Consider the following 17,279-nt stretch of genomic DNA (forward strand, 5'->3'; position numbering starts at 1 on the left):
TGATCACGCACCCGGTCAGCGTCCGCTCGTGCCGATGAGCGCGCGTTGTGTGAGCCTCGGCCAAATGGCCTCAGCGCCTCGCCTTCCGGGGCCGAGAACGAGTCCCGACCATCGTCGTGAAATCTTCGGGCGCCGCAATGCTGATGCGCTCGTCAACGAGGCTTAGGAGGCGGATCGGTCGGCTGGTACTCGCGGCCGCCTCGATCTTGTGGTGACCGTCCAACAAGAAGTGGGTGAGGACCCAATGCTCGTAGTAGTCCTCGCCTTCGTCCATGGCCGGTTGGAGCACGTCCAAGAGCGCATACGCAACTGCGGTGGCGGGCTCGACCCCCGCACGAGCTGAATACTCAGCAACTCTTTCGCTGTTGTTCCAAGCCGGTGGAACCATCGGTACCAGGAACTCGTACAGGTGCCGGTCCTTCCCGACCGGCGCTTCGAACGTTCGGTAGTAAGCCGTGCCCGGGTCGTCTGGCGAACCAACTGCGGGACCTACGCCCCAGGTGGTCACCTGCTCATGGCTGAAGTAGTCCGACGGGCTCCCGGGCTGCACAAGCCGCGGCGTGACCTCCAGCAGGAGAACCGTGTACTCCGACTTGGGCAGCACCTTCCCGTACCCCCGCAGCACCTCATCATCGACGACCTGCAGACCCGCATTGAGGAGCTGGTTCGCAAGCCCCAGGTCGGCAGCCTCCGGCTCCGCCAACTTCTTGAACAGCGCCGGGCAGGTTCCGCACCAGAGGTTGAGCTCGAAGACAGACACCCCCCGCAGGGCCAGTCGCCTCGGCGGAAAAGCGGTGCCGGGAGCTGGCTTGGGTGTCGGCACCACCACTGTGGCGCGCTTCTCCGGTACACCCAGGTGCACGCTTCGCCGAAGATCGATGAGCACTCCTAGACCCTAGGCGCAGAGCCAAACCCGCGCATCGCGATTAGCACTGTCTATGCCGCCGTCGAGCGTTACTGTCGGCAGTCGGTTGGCGGATCTGAGAACGCGCGGACTTGCCGATGAGCGCGCATCGGCAGGGACGCACCAGTAGGCTTCGCCCGGCGTGAGGGACTTCGACAGGAGAGGCTGTGACGGGCGTGGTTCGCTTGGAGCCGGAGTCCGGTGTGGTCATCGACGAGCCCTCGGAAGGCGCAATCTTCGAGGCGATGGGCGACCTTGACAGCCGCGACAACACGTTCCTGACGATCGAGCCGACTGGCAATGGCCAGGAGTGGTACGCCGTCATTTGCGTCGTTGACGCGGGCGGTTTCGAGATCGAACTGCGCGACGCCAAAACCCGTGAGCACAAGCTGTACGTCTCGAACGATCGCAGCAGGATCGCCACGGACGTGACGATCTGGATTGCGGGTCGTCCGGCATTCGCCCGGCGACACGCGGATCGTCTCGAATCCGGATGAGAGCGGTCGAAGCCACCCGGGCGCGGCACCCGGATGGCCTCGGTCGGCTGCCCGGATCTGGCCGCGATCCGGTGTGGCACGAGGTCGCACATTGTGAGTAGTCCGTCGAACTGCGGCTCGTGCGAGGGCGCGTCAGGCTTTATCGTTCTGCCTGGCTGTGGCTGGATCCGCGCCCTGCCAGAAGTGGTGCAGCCGGTCCCGCAGCATGGCCAGGTGCGACGCCCAGCCGAGAACAGCGTGTAGGACTGCGGCGATCGCCATCGCCAGGTACGCCGAGGACAGGCCGAGGCTTGCCGAGATGGCCATCTGCACGCTGATGGCGCCCATGGCCAGGCCGAACATGACTAGAGCCACGGGTGACGTCGTATCCCAGCCCTGCCGAATGGCGAGGGTCCACAGCGCGGCTGCGGCTGTCATTACTAGCAAGGCCAGGTTGATACCGAGCGGGTTGGTCTTGACAAGCACCGCGGCGAGAGCTGCGGCCGAGACCCCGAACGCGAGTATCAGCGATGTTGTCTCCGAGTTTCTCGCCCAGAACAGCATGGCGCCGCAGGCGAGAGTGAGCGCGGAGGCGGCCGGCGGGGCCAGCGGGGTAGAGGGCAGTTGCAACGCCAGCGCCAGCACGATGATCACGTGGGCCCAAACCCGCTGCGATGGGTCGCCACGGACGATCAGCATGCCTCCTACCAACAGCGCCAGCCCGAAACACAACAGGAAGCGCCGGGATGGTTGATCGTGAACCTGCAGGCCGTTGACCACGGTTGAGACGCCGATGAACAGCAGGGAGAGGATCGCCGCACGCCGGGTCGCTTGGTCCAGACCTCGGGCTACGAGGCCCAGGATCAGGAGGCCTGCCATGGCGGCGATCGCCCCCGTCCGCTGCACGGCGGGCGGGTGAACGGTGGATAAGATCATGCCGACTAGCGCGACTACGGCGGCGAAGTAGTTGGTGAAGGCGACCACCGGAGCGTGCTTCGGACGGTTGCGGATAACCAGGGAGACCTGCAGCCCCAGCGCGAGTGCGCCCATCGCGAGAACTCACCAGTACGACGCGACGTCCGAAAGCTTGTTGATGAACACGCCGACGAACACGGTCGACGAGAAGGTCGTCAAGGCCGTCAGTACAACTAGCCGGGCGTTGTTCTTCACAGAACTGCTCCGTTCAATCCCGACACTCCCAGCACAGTAACCCGGTAGATACGGGCTGTGCGATGTCCGGATGGCCGACCGATTCCGGCTATGTCCGCGGGTCCAACGACCTTCCCCCGCCCTCGACTGGTCCTTTCAGGGCGCTGCTCCGATCAGCCTGCGGAGAAATTTGCCCGTCCGGGTCGAGCGGGTACCGGAGCAGTGCGCCGTGGATCTCGGCGCGCGACTGCGACGCGGCCATGAGGTGACTGGGCTGGCACAGACCGACGAGGAGGTGATCTTGGACGTACGCGGACCCGACGGCCTTAACCAGATGACAGCCGGTATGTGGCCGGCCGCGACTGCCCTCGCACCCAGCGCTTCACGCCATCCAAGATCAGACGCGCTAATTTGCCGCTGACCGCGCGTCACGCAGCGTCACAGTAGGTCAATCAAGACGATGCTCGGTATTGCCGATGACCGGAAGTCGCCGGTCTACAGGACACCTACCATCGGGACGTGCAGAACACCCACGACTCCGGTCACGACCGATACCGACCAGAAGAGTTCTGGACGCTGTCGACAACCTCCATGACCCCGCAGGAGGCTGAGGAGGCGGCGCGGCTCATCCGCGAGCGCTTTCCTGAAGTCTTCGCCGACGTGGTGGATCCACGCGACTGGATGACGCTGCACCTTGACCGTTCAACCGCCGAGATGCTGCGAGATGCGGTCGCCAGGTTCGTGTCAGTGGGCGGTGACGCTGGCGGCATGCTGGAGGCGTTCGAGGGATTCCTAGCCATCGCGAACGCCGGCGAACGGGAGGGCTGACAACTTCCGGATCTGCCGCTCCGGGTGGGCTGGCGTTCATTCCCGGTGGTGACGCACGGTGATGTATGGCTACCCTTCCTGCTTCGGCTTCCAGTGTCGTACCGGCCGATCAACTTGTTGTGCACGCCGCGGTCTCCGCCTTCTTGGGCCGCTACCGTGGGCAGACTCGCGTCCATTACGAGTCCGACCTGCGAGTCTTCTTTCGTTGGTGCAGCGACCACGGCCTTGACCCGCTCTCCGCAGCTCGGGTGGATATCGAGCGGTACGTGCGCTGGCTGCAAGACCTGCGTCGGTACCAGCCTTCGACGGTGTCGCGGCGCCTGTCGGTCGTGGTCGGGTTCTATCGGGTCTGCGTCATCGACGCCATCCTGAGACACTCGCCAGCCGATTACGTCCGCCCGCCCGCGGTGCCGGCCGAGTCGCCGACACTCGGACTGGGCCACCTGCAGTTCGAGGCCCTGATCACCGCCGCCCGTCTGTCGGCCAACCCGAACGACTTCGCCCTGGTCGCCCTCTTGGGCCTGCTCGGCTTGCGGATCTTCGAAGCCTGCGGGTCGAACATCGCCGACCTGGGCGAGGAACACGGCCACCGGGTCCTACGCGTGCGCGGCAAGGGAAGCAAGGTCGTGCTCGTCCCGCTGCCACCCGCGGTGGCCCGAGCCATCGACCGGGCCATCGACGAGCGCACCAGCGGGCCGATCCTGCGCAACACCCACGGTCGGCGGGTGGACCGACACGCCGCCACCCGCCGGCTCAAGCACCTGGCCCACATCGCGGGGATCCGGATGCCGAGGATGCACCCCCACATGCTGCGCCACACGTTCGTGACCACCACGCTCGACGCCGGCGTCAGCCTGCGCGACGTGCAGATCGCCGCCAGCCGACCGCTCTTGCCGATGACCGGATGTTCGAGTGTGCGGTGACGGATGGTCAGGGCGGTTGCTTTGCGCGGCGTGGCGCATCATGATCGGGCGATGCTGGACAGGGTGTTGCGATGGTAGCCACAGGGCGCGGCGGGGTTCCGCCCGTCGGGCCCTTGACACCGCGCGCCAAATGGTGGGCCCTGCACACCGTGGTGTCGATTGCTGCGGCATGTTTGCTCTGGGCCTTCAGCGTTCCCGGCTTCTCCTTCTTCCTGCTGCTCGGCGCGGTTTCCGTGCTCTTTCTGGCCGGTGTGGCCTGGGCTATCTGGGTGGAGATGTTCGGGGTACGGAGGCGGCAGTGGTCCTGGGGGTTCCTGCCGGCTCCGTTGATCGTCGTGCTCGCGCTGGCGCTGCTCGTCGCGGGAGCGCCGCTGCAGGCCCGCTGGGCGATGAGCCGTAGTGCGTTTGAGCAGGTGGTCGCCACCTTGCCTAAGACAAGCCCCGTGGGCGTTGAGTGGTCCAGCGTCCCGGTGCCGTCGAGGATTGGCGCGTACCGCATCACTGCGGCTTACCCCGTACCCGGCGGAGTCGTGTTCTACGAGGCGAACGGATACTTCATCGACGACGCCGGGTTTGCCTACCTGCCCGAAGGCCCAACTCCGGACCTGGAAACCTCCGACTTTGAGTCCCCAGTCTTCAAGCACCTCGGCGGTGCCTGGTACAGCTGGACCGCGAGCTGGTAGGCGAGGAACGCGCGGGCGAGAACCGGCCGTCCTACGCAACAGCGTCCGCCTAGAAGATGAGCTTGCAGCCGTCTGGGCGAGCGGGCGTTCCCGAACATCCGCTTCTGGCGATCCGCGCGTCACTGACTTATGGAAGCTGGCTCAGATGTTCCTTGCGTCGTAGCAGAGCCGCCCTCGTACGGCGAGCGGTGCGCAGATTGGCGATGGCCAGGACGCCCAACGCTAATACCACGACGATCAACGACGGCTCGAGCTTGTGCCGCAGGGTGGTGATGACCAGCGCACCGACGGTGAACAGCAGCCAGGCGCCCAGTCCGAGCCAGCCGGCGACGACGCGATCCTGAGCGAACATCGGCGTCCTGCGGGTCACGGCCCAGCCGCCGAAAGCCGCCCAGCACAGTCCGATCGCCACCAGTACCGCCAACGCCACCTTCGTCCGTGGTGGCAGCCCGGGCTCCGTCGCCCACAGCAGACCGATCAGGCCGCTGCCGGCGAGCCCGGTGAGCGCTAGCGTCACGTATCCGACCCTCTTACGCAGCGACAACGGTGCGTTGAGCCGCTTGAGCAGGTCTTCGGGCGTCATGCTTCGTACCCCTTCCGCGCCAACTCGCGGCGCAACAACTTCCTTGCCCGATTGAGCCGCGACTTGATGGTGCCGACCGGAACAGCGCAAATCTGTGCGCACACGTCTAGCGGCAGATCCTCGAGATAGAACAGCAGCAGCACCTCCCGTTCCCTGGCCGGAAGCGCCGCCAACGCGCCACCGAGCGTCTCCCGATCGACCACCGCTTCCGCCTCGTCGGCTCCCGGCACGTCGTCGACCACCTCGGGCTCCGGACGTGCATAGACGTCACGCAGGCGGTTCATCACGGCCCGGCGGGCGATGGTGAAGAGCCAAGGGGCGAACCGGCCCGGCTGCCGCAGCCGCGGCAGCCCCTTGAAGACCGCCAGCCAGACCTCCTGCACCACATCGTCGTCGGGCCCAGTCAGCATCCGCCCGACGTACCGCTCGATCGCTGGATGCCATGCCCGGATCAACTCGGCGAAGGCTTCACGTTCGCCCAACTGGCAGCGAACCACCAACAATTCATCGGCCATCTGCCCTCCTTCGCCTGTTCAGTCGCGCCCCGCGCCGTGCAGGTTCACTTCTCGTCCAGCACCCTTTGAACCGTGTCGCTTTGGAGCGGGAGATGCCACTTTGTGGCGGCCCTACCCGGGGCTCTACGAGGGGACTCGCGGGAAGGCGCACGCATCTAGCCGCGATCAGGCGCTACGGATGGTTACGTGACCGCTCGGGGGTTCGCGGTGCGGATCTGCCGACGAGCGGATGGCCTGGCGGAAATGTACTAGCTCGGTTCGGCTGCGCCGTACCTCATCGGCCTGAGGTCGGCGGGCAGGTTGCTCGCGGCCAATGACACGGCCTCCTCCGCTGTGGCTGTCTTTCCGATTTCCTGTCCCATGTAGCCCATCGTGATGATGTAGTCCTTGCCTCGCCCGGCGTGCAAGCACACCAGGACATCACGGGAGAGGCTGGGCCGGGTGCTGGTGGAGAACCGCAGAGACCAATGGCTGGTGAAGGGGTAGAGCTGGCGTAGCCTTGGCTCGGCGTACGCGGCCTCGATGAGCGCGTGGTACTCGGCCCAGTTCACCTCCGCTGCCTCCGTTCGTAGGTGCCGCCACTCCGATTCGACCAGTCGTGCCGGATCGCGGTCGGGCACCTCGAACCGTCCGGTCAGTTTCACGAACGACGCAGCGTGGGTGATCTCGGTCAGGGACGCTCCGTCGTTCCACGCCTGCGCGGCTCGCGCCACCTGAGCGAGATCCACCGTGTCTCCTTGGATCAAGGCCAGACCTTGGTCGCGCTCGCAACCACGAATAAACCACCGTCGCTCTACGTAGCTGGCGGACACCTCCAACGCCTCACGGTGCGGGACGGTGGTCGGAACGACAGCGCCATGCAACGAACTGGACGCCGTAACCGGCACGGGGATGGACAGCCCTTGCCGAACGGCGACGGCTCGCAACGCCGCCGCCAGGCTGCCCTCGGCAGCAACCTCCGGATAGAGAACAACAGGATCGGGGTAGGTCGGCACGGCTCACGATTCTGCCTCAACGACAGCCGCGAGACGGCCAGGATCGAGTCCGCCTCGAAGCATCCGCTCTTGCCGCCGATCGAGCGCGCGGGCTCGACCGCAGCGATCGCTCCGCGTAGAGGGCAGCCACGGGTCAGAGCGGCCACGTGGGCGGGCCGGACATGTCGATGAGCGGTGCGGTCGCGCCGTAGTGGCCGGACTCTGCGAATGGCCATATGTGCTGTACCGGTCAGATCGGCAGCATGCCTCGATTCACCGGTGGCGCTCCATCAGCGTAGTTCGAGCTGGACGCTGTCCTCGGTGAGGTAGCGGACCAGGTCGTCGAAGGTGACGGCGGGCAGCCAGCTCTTTCGGTCGTAGCCGGAGACCAAGTGGGTGCGCGCGACCTCGGAGTTGTGCCAGATCATGCGGAAGCCGGGGGTCGCGCCGCCGCCGCCGGTGGCGGCATTCTCGTGTAGCCAGAACAGATCGCCGCCGAACCAGCCGCCAGGGCCGTTGACCGCCTCCCCGATCGCACAGAAAAAGGCGTCAAAGTCAGTGACGTAGCGTCCGTCCAGGTGATACACCGTGCCCGCGGGCTTGTCCGGCGCATGGCTCCGGTGGACTGCAGCTGCACGCACCCAGAGGTAGCGGTCGCTACGATTGAGCCTCGCCCACAGGTTGGGCTCAGTCGGGCCGCCGGCGCGCCACATGTCCCAGAGTGGGCGGTCATTGGTCACCATCGGCTCCGGGATCCGCGCATCCAACATGACATCAACAAAGTCGTCACCGAGGGTGGACGGGCGCGTGGCTACGACGCTTCCGAACACGCGTTGTCCCCAGCCCATCGGGTGAGCCGTGCCGTCGACGCGCACGTGGGCCAGCTCGGCCTCGAACGACCCGCTGAGCCCAGGACGGCAGCCCAGCAAGGTCAACGGCGGACCCGGCGGCCAGCTGTCCGGCCGCTCGTGGAACAGGCCGGCGATGTCACGGCACCCGCCGGCCGGCATTTCCTCGCTGGAACCGTTCGCCGTCGACCACGCGAACAGCCGGTAACCGACGACAGCGGGCGCGATGGTGCCGCCACGATTGTTGTCGTCGTCGCGGCGATGGCCTTCGAGGTCGATGTCGAGCAGGCCGGACCCCTCCCCGGCGGGCCGGTGGCCGACGACCCGGACGTCGAGCAGTTCCTCGGTGTTCTCGTAGCACTCCCGGCACTGCTCCTCGCACCTTTCGCTCGCTGGCCGGCCGGGGACGTGTGCGCCCTCGACGACGAAGTTGCCGAACCAGGTCGGCCCCGTGCCGTCGATCGCGGCGAGAAGCGGTCCGGACGGCGCGCAGCTCAACAGGGTGTAGCGCTCGTACAGCGGCTCGTGCGGGAACACGCGGTCGACGAAGAGCCCGTCGATGTCCGTGCAGTCGGTGATGGTGGCGCCGGTTTCCTCGTCGAGCAGGCGCCAGCGCCGGGGGAGTGACACGTGGTGACCTTAGCCGGCGGGCGCGCTTTGCGACCGGCATGCATACCGGCGGTGATCGACGGCGGATCGGCGCGATGCAAGCGGATCGCGCTCGGCGACGGGGTGGCCGAGGCGAGCGTCGGGCTAGCCTGACGCCCCGTGACGTTGGGTCGCTGGGCCGACAAGTAGGCGGGATGGTGGCATGACGCAATCGGTGCGCGTCTACGTCCAGGATCACGGCTTCTTCGTAACCGACCGCGACGTGGACACCCCGTTCGAGACGATGGACTACGCCACCGGCCTGGCAGGAGTCATGGAGTCGGCGGCGCTGGTGTACGCGGGCGTCGAGCGCGGATACGTCGCAGTGACCACCCACACAGCCAGCACCTGCCCGCCGCTGGACACCCCCAGCCAGTGGGCCGACGTCGCCACGTGGGAAGACGTCGCGGAGTTCAGCCTGCACGTACCACACGGGGCGCTGACGGTCGCCCCACTGGAGCGGGCGCCATCGGATGTGGCACAGGGGTCCCCGCTGAGCCCTCACGGCCCCGGCCACTACCGGATCCGGATCTACGCGAGTGGCCGCGACCACCACTTCGACCAGGTGGTCAGCGAGTCGGATGAGCGGTTCCACCTCGTTGCCTGGCCTGCGCCACCGCAGGGCCCGGTCGTGATCAAGTCCAACTCGCGCTGTGGCTACGGCCTGCGCCTGGCCGCGCTCGCGTCACCACCCCGCACCGAGCCGATCCCGCCGCTCCCACAAGACCCAGCCGAGGCGGAATACCAGCCTCTGCTGCGCCGAAATCTGCTGGGCAACACACCCGAACAGCTATAGACGGAGGCGATGCCTGCTGTGACGACGCGAAGGCGACCGCCAGCCGTTGCGTCCGACAGTAATGCGGACGGCGGGGCTGCGCCGGCAGGTGCGGCAGACGCTGCGCGACGTGGCCGGTCACGATGACATCGGCCCGGACGTCGCCGACCGGATCCGGGCAGGGAACGTCAGATCATGTTGGCGCCGGAGCGCATGGAGCAGACGATGTCCTGTCACCGTGCGCCCTGCGCGGCTTAGCCCTGTGGGCGCCACGATACGGTTCGAGCGTGATGCCCGGCCTTGCCAACCGTCCCTTGCTCTTCCTGGATGTGGATGGACCGCTGATCCCGTTCAAAGCCCGGCCGGTTAGCCGCGAGCGTTCCTTAGGTGTCGGGCAGCTACCGGGCGCTACTGGCAATCCTTTGCTTGATCGGCTTGACCCGGATGACGGGCGCCGGCTGTTAGCTCTGGGATGCCAGTTGGTCTGGGCGACGACATGGATGGCGGAGGCGAACGAGGTGATTTCGCCACAGCTCGGGCTTCCGGATCTGCCGGTCGTCGAGTGGCCGGACGGCGACGAGGATCCGGAGCACGGCCTGCACTGGAAGACTGTGTTCCTGACCCAACGGGCAGCGGGACGCCCATTCGTCTGGCTTGACGATGAGACCACGGACGCTGACCGGCGATGGATCGCAGCACACCACCCGGCTCGGGCGCTGCTGCACCGTGTCGACCCATACATCGGTCTGACCGAAGCGGATTTCTCAGCGGTCCGTCGATGGCTCGGCCAGGGTTGTCGGCGTACAGGCACCAGTGCAGAGCCAGGTACGCCTGGACGTACATAGCGATGATCGGCGTCCGAGAGCGGCGAGTGAGCCTGACGACGTCGGGATGCGAACGACTCAATGATTACGTTGGGTGACGGCGGGCTGTTCCGAGTGGCTTCCGGATCTGCCGATGTGCGGACGTTCGATCGGGGTGCAGGCAGCCAACGGGGTGGTGGCAGGAGTTGGCCGGCCTGGTGACAGATCCGTACATACTATCCCCGGGCAGGCCCGGTGAGGCAGCTCCGGGAGAGGGGGTGTGGTCTTGGAGAGCAGGAGCAGGCGAGTACCGACCATCACAAGAGCCCACTGGATGACGTGGGCGGATGAGGGCGACGTCGTGTGCCTTCCGGCTGACCTGGCTGCGGCGTGGCAGATCCCCGAACCGGCCCGTACTTTGCTGGTTACGGCCGGACTGCCCCACTTCGACGGACCGTTCACACCTGCTTTCCAGGCGCTACCGAACCCTCTGGTGTCGACGTTCTACCTGATCGGCCGCGAGGAAGTCGACAAGCATCCCCACGCGGCTGACATCGACCCAGCATGTGGGTGCGGCTACTTCGGCATCGACCAGCGGAACGGTGGGGTATTCCAGATCTTCCCCGGTGAGTCGCTCAGGCCCCTGCCGGTGAACTCCAGCGTGGCGCACCTGGCGTATTTCCTGCACGTTCTCGGCTCTGCACGGAAACGATACGAGGCCCTTCCGGAACCGGAGATGTTCAAGCGGTCCGAGGCGGTCATGGCTCGCCTAGCCCGCCGGGATCCCGTCCTCACGTCCGCCGCAGAGAACTTCTGGGCGTACCTCTTCGAGCGACCGTGGGGCTGAAAGCCCTCCGGCGAGATCGCCATCAACCACGCCCGAACCTGGACCGCTGTCCCGGCCGCGACAGCCGAGGATGGACGGGGCCGCCCGCCTCCCCCCGCACCGGCACTTGAGACCGACGAGTGCTCCTGTCGCCGCTCATGTCACTACTACAACTCGGGCGCCGCATCGAACGATGAGCAAAAGCACTCATCTGGCCGCGATCCGGGCGTCGGCCGACTGCGTGCCGGCAACTGAGCGTAGTTTTTTGGCGGGGAGACTGGTGGGCCGATGGCCAGCGGCACGCTGTTCCTCGGGGCATGCGGATCTTTGTACGTCAGCGCGTACCTGACTCTGTAGCGGAACCCGTACGCCGACAAGGCTGACGGCGCTGTTTGATCACCTGCACGCGTATGTCAGGGAATGCCCGATGGCTGGGTGATGTCCTGGCTTTGCGTGAATCGGGGTGTGCTGCTCGGGAAGAGGGGCCGGAATTGTGGCACGGTATAGGCCCGCGACAGGGTTACCACCAGGAAGTACAGCAGGCTGACGGGCAGGTCCTGGGATGCCCTCTCCGGGTGGGTGATTCGCAATCCCCACCGGTGGTTGAACTCTGGCGGTTCCAGCACCAAGGAGACGACTGCCCCGTCGGCTGTCGTGGCCACCGGCAACGTCGGTGCCGTCATGTATCGCAGCAGTCCCACCAGCGGGCCTGGGACCGGCTCGGACAACATCGCCAGCGGGATAAGCGTCAGGTAGTCGTCGAACGTGCCGGGATCGATCAGCCATCGATAGTCGTCCGGCAGATCGACCCCGATCCTCTCCGACATCGCAGTCCAGTCGACCGACTCGCGGCGCTGCCCGGGTCCGACAAGTTGGGCGAGCCGGCCTGGCAGGTCGGCGCCGTAGGTGAAGTTGGCCTCGACGAGGATCGGAAAGTCCGGGTCGTCCTGCACGGCCGCAACGGTCACCGCCCAGTGCCCGGCCCGTAGCAGCACCCGGTCGCCGTAGTCGGCTCGCACATCGACCGCGAGCGGGTCGGCTGGTTCCAGGTCGAGCTGGCCGGCCACGGCATCAACGAACGCTTCGGCGTCGTAGTACGCCTGATCTCGTGCGGCGTCGTAGGCCGCATCGTCGGCGAAGTCTTTGTAGTTCAGGTCGGCCGGACAGCCAAAGTCCGCCAAGTAGACGGTGATGCTCGCGGTGGCCCGCTCGGCGCGAACCTCCGCTGTGAGGCCACCCGCCGTGAACCTGTCGCGCAAAGAGCCCGGGTCAGCTGTCCAACCGGCGTCAACCAGCACGTCGGCGAGCTGCTCATCCGTTGGCAGGTCAACCGTGTGGGCGAGCCGCTGCGCAAGCAGCGCGACGTGATCCGCCGCCGCGCGGAAGTGGTTGCCCTCAGCCGTTCCATCAGCGTCGGCCCGAGCCGCGCCCACCCTTTCGCCGTTCACGCCGCGAATGGTAGGGCCGCACACCCTCCGGGCGCTCATGCCGACGGGAGGGAGCCCACGACAAGAACCGGCCGACGGTGTCAGCGGGGGCGGTTGCCGGCGAGGTGCCGGTTGACGTGCGTCGTGCCGGTCGTGACCCGTTGCGCCAGGTAGCGGCGGACGGTGCGTTCGGACTTGCCGATCCGTGTGGCGATGTCTGCTGGGTGTAGATGGGGGTCGCGGCGGCGCCAGTAGGCGACCGCGGCGGCGGTGTCTGTTGGCACGTCGTCCGCCGGCCTATCACCCGCACCATTCATGGGCACGGTGTCGTCGCCGCCTCTGTTCGCTGCTGGCGGCACGTCCTGCGCCGCGTCGCCCTCTGAGTGGCCGTCATCCGAGCGGAAGTGCGGTGTGGGCTCGCTGGGCATGCTGGGGGCTCTCGAGCTGTTGTGGTCGGGAGGAGATTGCCGGCCGTCATCGCGCCCGTGTCGGCGGGGAAGCCGCGCCGGGGCGGCGGCGGTGTCTACAGGCTCGGGTGCCGCAGTCGAGTCAGCGGTACGTGCAGGCGCCGAAGACGTCGCGGAGCGCCCCGAGCGTGGACGCTGGCCAACGTCTGCGGCGAGATGGCCAGCACCGATTTCATTGGCGCCGCCAAGGACGGCTGGCTCCACAGCCGCCGGGTCCACGCTCGTTGGCCTGCCGGTGGAGGCGGACGCGCTTGAGACCGATGATGAAGGTGCCGCAGTGGTATCGACGGCCGTTGCCGGCGGGTCTACGGGACGGGGTGCCGATGCCGCGGCGCGGATCCTGGCGGTGAGCTCGACGAGGCTGACACTGGCGACGATGACGAGCCCGTCGACCGAGATAGGCAGCAGGTAAGCAGCGCCGTGTTCGGTTTCGCCGTAGCGTGCGGCGACGCCGGCGAGGTGCCAGTAGGACACCCAGGTCGCGATTCCGGCGATTACCGCTGTCGCGGCGATGCGGATCGCGCCGAGGAGGCGGCGGTGGTGGGGCACGCGGGAGATCAGCTCGACGGTGAGCAGGAGCGCCAGGGGTGGCCACGCGGCGATGATCTGGCTGATCGGGTTCGGGCGGGCGTGCAGGACGTTCGCCGCCACCGACGCGGCGACGCCGAGAGCCAGCGTTGAGCGCACCGCCCACCGCAGCCGCCGCAGCTGGGCGGCCACGCCACCCTGCGACGCGCCCAAGATCTCCGCACTGTTGCTGATGGTGTTGGCTGTCGCGGTCACTTCGCCGCTCCCTCACGGTTGGGCGAACGGCTGCCGGAGACGGCGCCGTGGCGGGCCAGGCCGGTGATGAGCCGGTCGGCGAGGGCGAGGGTCTCGTCGCTGGGCTCGGCGTCGATCTCGCCGAGCCGGCGGGTCAGGGTCCGGCGCAACGCCCGGATGCCGCCCACGTCGCCGAGTTCCGCGCGGACGCGCATCGCCGCCTGATAGAGGGCTTCGTGGTGCGGGTTGTGGGTGATCGCGGCGTCGAGCACCGCGAGTTGCTGGGCGGGCTGCCCGGTGAGGGCGTCGGCGAGCGCGAGCGACGCGTCGAGGGCTTCCTGGCGTATCGCCTGGCGGTAGGGCTCGACCCATTCGTAGTCGCAGCCTTCTGCGAGGGGCCCGGTGTAGGAATCGACTGCCCGCCGCAGCGCTGCGGCACGGGTGTGCGGGTCGGTGGTCTGTGCGGCGTCACGGATGGCGGCGCGCATGCGCCACAGGTCTACGTCGAGCAGGTCCCGGTTGAGTAGGTAGCGGTGGTCGGGGTGGGTGACGTGCCCGCCGGCCCCGGCGGCGGCACGCAGGACGGCGCGTAGTCCGGACACGTAGGTGTAGAGCCGGCCGGGGGCCTTGCGGGACGGCGCGTCGGGCAGCAGGTCGTCGAGGATCGCCTCGGTTGAGGCCGCCCCGTCGTGGACCGCCAGATACACCAGCAGTTCCAGGGACTTGGCGCGCGGCTTGCGCTGCGGGTCGCCGCCGACGACGCCGGGCGCGCTCAGCACCCGCACTCGCACCCGTGTCCCGCCTTCCGGTGCGTTGGCTGCCCGTGCCGGGGCGGCCTGGCCGCTGGCAGTGGCGGCCTCAGCTGCCCGGTGCGCGGCGTCGGGATTGGGGTCCGGTGCGGGGGAGACGCCTTCGTCGGCGTCTGCCGGCCCCGCGGCGGCATCGGCGTCGTCGGTCTGCGTCGTGTCCTTGGCGGCGGTATCGGTGACGCGTCGGCCGGTGATGGTGGCGGAGAGCCGTGGGCTGTGGGTGGTGCGGCCGGCGATGAGTGGGCTGGACGTGTCGACGGGTGTCGGGGGCGGGGGATCGGCGGTGACAGGGTGCTGTGGCTGTCCGGTGTGTGATTCCGCGAGGGTGGCGAGCAGGTCGGCGGTCTCGGCGGGGTCGAGGACGGTCAGTCGGCCGACGTCGGCGATGTGGGTGCCCTCGCGGAGGTCCCCGTCGGCGGGTGAGGTGGTGCCGTCGTCGGCGACGTTGACGGTGTCGCCGTCGGGCCACTCGCCGAGGAACACGGCGTGGATGTCCAGACGCTGCCCCTGGGTCAGCAGGGCGGCGACGCGGGCGCGTTCGCAGCGGCTGGTGGCATCGGCCAGCAGCATGAGCGGGGGGAGGGGTTCCTCGTAGGGGTCGGCGGCGCGTAGTTCGGTGACGGTGTCGACGTCGTGCTGGTGGAGCAGCCGAGTGCGGTGCATCGCCTGCGTTTCTAGGATCTCCAGCGCCTCGTTGAGGTCGGCGGTGATGGTCAACCGCGGGGTGCGGGGCGGGTTGACGGCGGTTTCACTGAGCAGGGTCGCGGCGGTCGCAGATGGCATGACCACGTGGGTACGCGCCTCGGGGTGGTCCACGCCGCCGGCGGCGAGGGCGGTGGTGAGCAATCCCCGGGCGGCAGCGGCAGCGCCGGGCCCGGTCAGGCCCAACCCCGCCCCGCGCCACCGCGGCGACAGCGGATTGCTCAACATCGGCACCACCGGCAACAGGCCGCCAGCTGCGGTGTCACCGACGTCAGCCGGGACGGCGTGGTCCGGGCCTTGGTCATATGATTCCCCGACGCTGCTGACGGAGCGCCGATCCGCGGTCGCGGGAGTGGCGCGGCGTAGCCCACGGCGGATCTGACCGACCACCCGAGGCATCGGGGCCAGGGTCGGGTCGTCGAAGCGGGGCCGGGCCGCGGGAGGGCGGGGGACGTAGCGGCGTTGACGATGGGCCCACACCAGCGCGACGGCCGCGACGATGGCCAAGGCCAGGCCGAGCTCGACCCAGCTGCCGCTGGACAGCCACACCCCGCGGGAGCCCTTCTCGTCCGGGCCGCTGTCGTACGCCTCGGGGCTGGCCGCCTCACCTGTCGAGGTGCGCGCGGCGGCGGCGCTGCTATCCAAGGCGGTGGCAGCAGCGGACTCAGGGGCGGCCGCCTGCTGGGTGGCGGCCGGTGCAGGCCGTGATGGTGCCGCATCGCCGGGGTCCGGCACCGCTTGCTTGTCGGGGCCGGGCTCTTGTGGTGCTGGGCCTTTAGGCGGATGTGGCCGCGAAGGTGGGATGGCGTCGGTGGGCAGGGCGAGGGTCCAGCCGGGGTAGATGACGTTCGGATCGCGCAGGGTGCCGCCGACGCCGGGGAAATGGGTACCCCGGTTGAGGGCGAAGATCTCCGGCCAGCGGTCACCGTCACCGAGGGTGCGTTCGGCGATCCGGCAGAGGCTGTCCCCGCGCTGCACGGTGTAGGTGGGCTTGTGCTCGACATCTGGCGGATCCGGGCTCAGCTGGTGCGGGGTAGGTGTGCCGGCGGCTGGTTCGGCTGCGGGCAGATCGCCGCTGCTCGTGACGGGGTTGGCGTGGGCGGCGACGCCCGTGGCGGTGGTGACAGCGGTCGCGCCGAGCAGCGCCGCGGCGAGTCCCTGAACCGGGCCAGGAAGACGGAGGGTGGGCGTCCAGCGCAGCCGGCGGGCCAGTGCGGCATAGGCGTGGGTGAGCACAGCGGTGGCCAGCAGTAGCCACAGCGCCACCCCAGCCGCAACGGTGAGGGTGATAACGAAGCCCGTGCTCATCGGGTGGGCAATCCAGTCCCTGAGGGCGGCAGGCGAGGGCAGCTTCGGTGCCCATGCGCCGGACATGGCCAGGACGACCGGTATGGCGGCCGTGGACAGGACACTCGTGACCGCGGCGGTGCGTGCTGCTCGGGATGTCACCGGGCCTCCTTCATGTCGCCGGGCGACGGCGCCGCCGACGCGCAGGATTGGACGGTGCCGTGACGCTATGACCGCCGACGCGGTGGTGGGGCGTGATGACGGCTGACACCACCTCACACCACCTCACACCACCTCACAACTGCAGCTCAGCGGGTGGCAAGGCTTGGCAGAGACGGGTGCGGGGATCAACGAACGGGCCCAGGTTCAGACAGAGGCGAAGTTTGCGTGACCCTCGTGCGGGTGTCGGGACGTGCGCCGGCACAGCGGCCATTCCGCTAGGCACACCCCGCATCCCGGCCCAGCGGCCGAGTCACTCCCAGTGCCCTGAACCCACGGCATGGTAAGCGCCGAGCGCCCGTCACGTGCCGCGGCCGGCGGCATCCCGGACACCCCTGCGGTTAGGACCGGGCGCACTACGCTTGGAGGCCGGCCTGCCCAACGCGCGGCGCCGGTGTCGCGCGTCACTGAACCCAGGGGTGGCAGCACGTTCGAGTCGGGCCAGGCTCCGGGAAGTCCGCTCATCATGAGCGGGCTCCCGAAATGCCCAAGCCCCAGCCGGGCCCCAACCTTTCAACTGCAACCCGCGCGGATCGCGGCTAGCCCGTGTTTCGTAAGGGCCTGCGGTCGGTGAGGCGGGCCCGGCGTGGCGGTGATCGATAAAGGTTGAGGTCTCCGGTAGATCGGTTAGCGACCAAGCAAACCGGAGACCGACCGGAGACCTCGTGCCA

16 protein-coding genes are annotated in these 17,279 nt (G+C 68.1%); 7 read left to right on the forward strand and 9 right to left on the reverse strand.

Annotated features, from left to right (window positions below):
- Positions 1-70: 70 nt before the first annotated feature.
- Positions 71-886: a hypothetical protein gene (locus ACY34I_RS06540; RefSeq protein WP_462753411.1), complete on the reverse strand. Its 816-nt coding sequence runs from the start codon at positions 884-886 to the stop codon at positions 71-73.
- Positions 887-1,071: 185 nt separating this feature from the next.
- Here ACY34I_RS06540 and ACY34I_RS06545 point away from each other — a divergent pair, with 185 nt between their 5' ends.
- Positions 1,072-1,401, forward strand: coding sequence for a hypothetical protein (locus ACY34I_RS06545; protein WP_462753413.1), 330 nt, complete (start codon positions 1,072-1,074; stop codon positions 1,399-1,401).
- A gap of 132 nt (positions 1,402-1,533) precedes the next feature.
- Here the strand turns inward: ACY34I_RS06545 and ACY34I_RS06550 are convergent, their stop codons facing one another.
- Entirely contained in the window at positions 1,534-2,430 is an 897-nt protein-coding gene (locus ACY34I_RS06550; protein WP_462753415.1) for a hypothetical protein, read from the reverse strand.
- 618 nt (positions 2,431-3,048) lie between these two features.
- Between ACY34I_RS06550 and ACY34I_RS06555 the strand changes: the two genes are divergently transcribed.
- The 3 genes from ACY34I_RS06555 (at position 3,049) to ACY34I_RS06565 (ending at position 4,963) form a co-directional block, all read left to right on the forward strand.
- Positions 3,049-3,357, forward strand: a complete 309-nt coding sequence (locus ACY34I_RS06555) for a hypothetical protein (protein WP_462753417.1) — start codon at positions 3,049-3,051, stop codon at positions 3,355-3,357.
- A gap of 65 nt (positions 3,358-3,422) precedes the next feature.
- A complete protein-coding gene (locus ACY34I_RS06560; protein WP_462753419.1) occupies positions 3,423-4,280 on the forward strand; it encodes a tyrosine-type recombinase/integrase in 858 nt (285 codons plus the stop codon).
- A gap of 113 nt (positions 4,281-4,393) precedes the next feature.
- On the forward strand, positions 4,394-4,963 hold the full coding sequence (locus ACY34I_RS06565; RefSeq protein ID WP_462753421.1) for a hypothetical protein: 570 nt from the start codon (positions 4,394-4,396) through the stop codon (positions 4,961-4,963).
- Between the two features lie 127 nt (positions 4,964-5,090).
- Here ACY34I_RS06565 and ACY34I_RS06570 read toward each other — a convergent pair whose 3' ends face one another.
- The 4 genes from ACY34I_RS06570 to ACY34I_RS06585 all read right to left on the reverse strand — a co-directional run bounded on the left by ACY34I_RS06570 (position 5,091) and on the right by ACY34I_RS06585 (position 8,513).
- Positions 5,091-5,546: a hypothetical protein gene (locus tag ACY34I_RS06570; protein WP_462753423.1), complete on the reverse strand. Its 456-nt coding sequence runs from the start codon at positions 5,544-5,546 to the stop codon at positions 5,091-5,093.
- Positions 5,543-6,061, reverse strand: a complete 519-nt coding sequence (locus tag ACY34I_RS06575; RefSeq protein ID WP_462753425.1) for an RNA polymerase sigma factor — start codon at positions 6,059-6,061, stop codon at positions 5,543-5,545. Before ACY34I_RS06575 ends, ACY34I_RS06570 begins: the two co-directional genes overlap by 4 nt.
- A 248-nt stretch (positions 6,062-6,309) precedes the next feature.
- Positions 6,310-7,056 carry a DUF6193 family natural product biosynthesis protein gene (locus ACY34I_RS06580; protein WP_462753427.1) on the reverse strand — a complete coding sequence of 249 codons (747 nt, stop codon included), beginning with the start codon at positions 7,054-7,056 and terminating at the stop codon, positions 6,310-6,312.
- A gap of 269 nt (positions 7,057-7,325) precedes the next feature.
- Complete coding sequence (locus tag ACY34I_RS06585; RefSeq protein ID WP_462753429.1) at positions 7,326-8,513, reverse strand: barstar family protein; 1,188 nt, start codon at positions 8,511-8,513, stop codon at positions 7,326-7,328.
- Positions 8,514-8,694: 181 nt separating this feature from the next.
- Here ACY34I_RS06585 and ACY34I_RS06590 point away from each other — a divergent pair, with 181 nt between their 5' ends.
- From ACY34I_RS06590 to ACY34I_RS06600, 3 genes are all read left to right on the forward strand, one after another.
- Positions 8,695-9,327: a hypothetical protein gene (locus ACY34I_RS06590; protein WP_462753431.1), complete on the forward strand. Its 633-nt coding sequence runs from the start codon at positions 8,695-8,697 to the stop codon at positions 9,325-9,327.
- A gap of 269 nt (positions 9,328-9,596) precedes the next feature.
- Entirely contained in the window at positions 9,597-10,151 is a 555-nt protein-coding gene (locus ACY34I_RS06595; protein WP_462753468.1) for an HAD domain-containing protein, read from the forward strand.
- 292 nt (positions 10,152-10,443) lie between these two features.
- Positions 10,444-10,956: an SUKH-4 family immunity protein gene (locus ACY34I_RS06600; RefSeq protein WP_462753433.1), complete on the forward strand. Its 513-nt coding sequence runs from the start codon at positions 10,444-10,446 to the stop codon at positions 10,954-10,956.
- A gap of 392 nt (positions 10,957-11,348) precedes the next feature.
- Here ACY34I_RS06600 and ACY34I_RS06605 read toward each other — a convergent pair whose 3' ends face one another.
- The 3 genes from ACY34I_RS06605 to ACY34I_RS06615 form a co-directional block, all read right to left on the reverse strand.
- A complete protein-coding gene (locus tag ACY34I_RS06605; RefSeq protein WP_462753435.1) occupies positions 11,349-12,383 on the reverse strand; it encodes a hypothetical protein in 1,035 nt (344 codons plus the stop codon).
- Between the two features lie 80 nt (positions 12,384-12,463).
- Entirely contained in the window at positions 12,464-13,612 is a 1,149-nt protein-coding gene (locus ACY34I_RS06610) for a DUF2637 domain-containing protein (protein WP_462753436.1), read from the reverse strand.
- Complete coding sequence (locus ACY34I_RS06615; protein WP_462753438.1) at positions 13,609-16,551, reverse strand: BTAD domain-containing putative transcriptional regulator; 2,943 nt, start codon at positions 16,549-16,551, stop codon at positions 13,609-13,611. The genes ACY34I_RS06610 and ACY34I_RS06615 overlap by 4 nt, the downstream gene beginning before the upstream one ends.
- Positions 16,552-17,279 lie beyond the last annotated feature (728 nt).

Source organism: Micromonospora sp. RTBAU3-60 (assembly GCF_054963695.1).

Bases quoted from the DNA above. Each gene is read 5' to 3' on its own strand.
- ACY34I_RS06550 (WP_462753415.1), bottom strand. From the start codon at position 2,430: ATGGGCGCACTCGCGCTGGGGCTGCAGGTCTCCCTGGTTATCCGCAAC.
- ACY34I_RS06560 (WP_462753419.1), top strand. From the start codon at position 3,423: ATGGCTACCCTTCCTGCTTCGGCTTCCAGTGTCGTACCGGCCGATCAA.
- ACY34I_RS06570 (WP_462753423.1), bottom strand. From the start codon at position 5,546: ATGACGCCCGAAGACCTGCTCAAGCGGCTCAACGCACCGTTGTCGCTG.
- ACY34I_RS06575 (WP_462753425.1), bottom strand. From the start codon at position 6,061: ATGGCCGATGAATTGTTGGTGGTTCGCTGCCAGTTGGGCGAACGTGAA.
- ACY34I_RS06590 (WP_462753431.1), top strand. From the start codon at position 8,695: ATGACGCAATCGGTGCGCGTCTACGTCCAGGATCACGGCTTCTTCGTA.
- ACY34I_RS06595 (WP_462753468.1), top strand. From the start codon at position 9,597: ATGCCCGGCCTTGCCAACCGTCCCTTGCTCTTCCTGGATGTGGATGGA.
- ACY34I_RS06600 (WP_462753433.1), top strand. From the start codon at position 10,444: ATGACGTGGGCGGATGAGGGCGACGTCGTGTGCCTTCCGGCTGACCTG.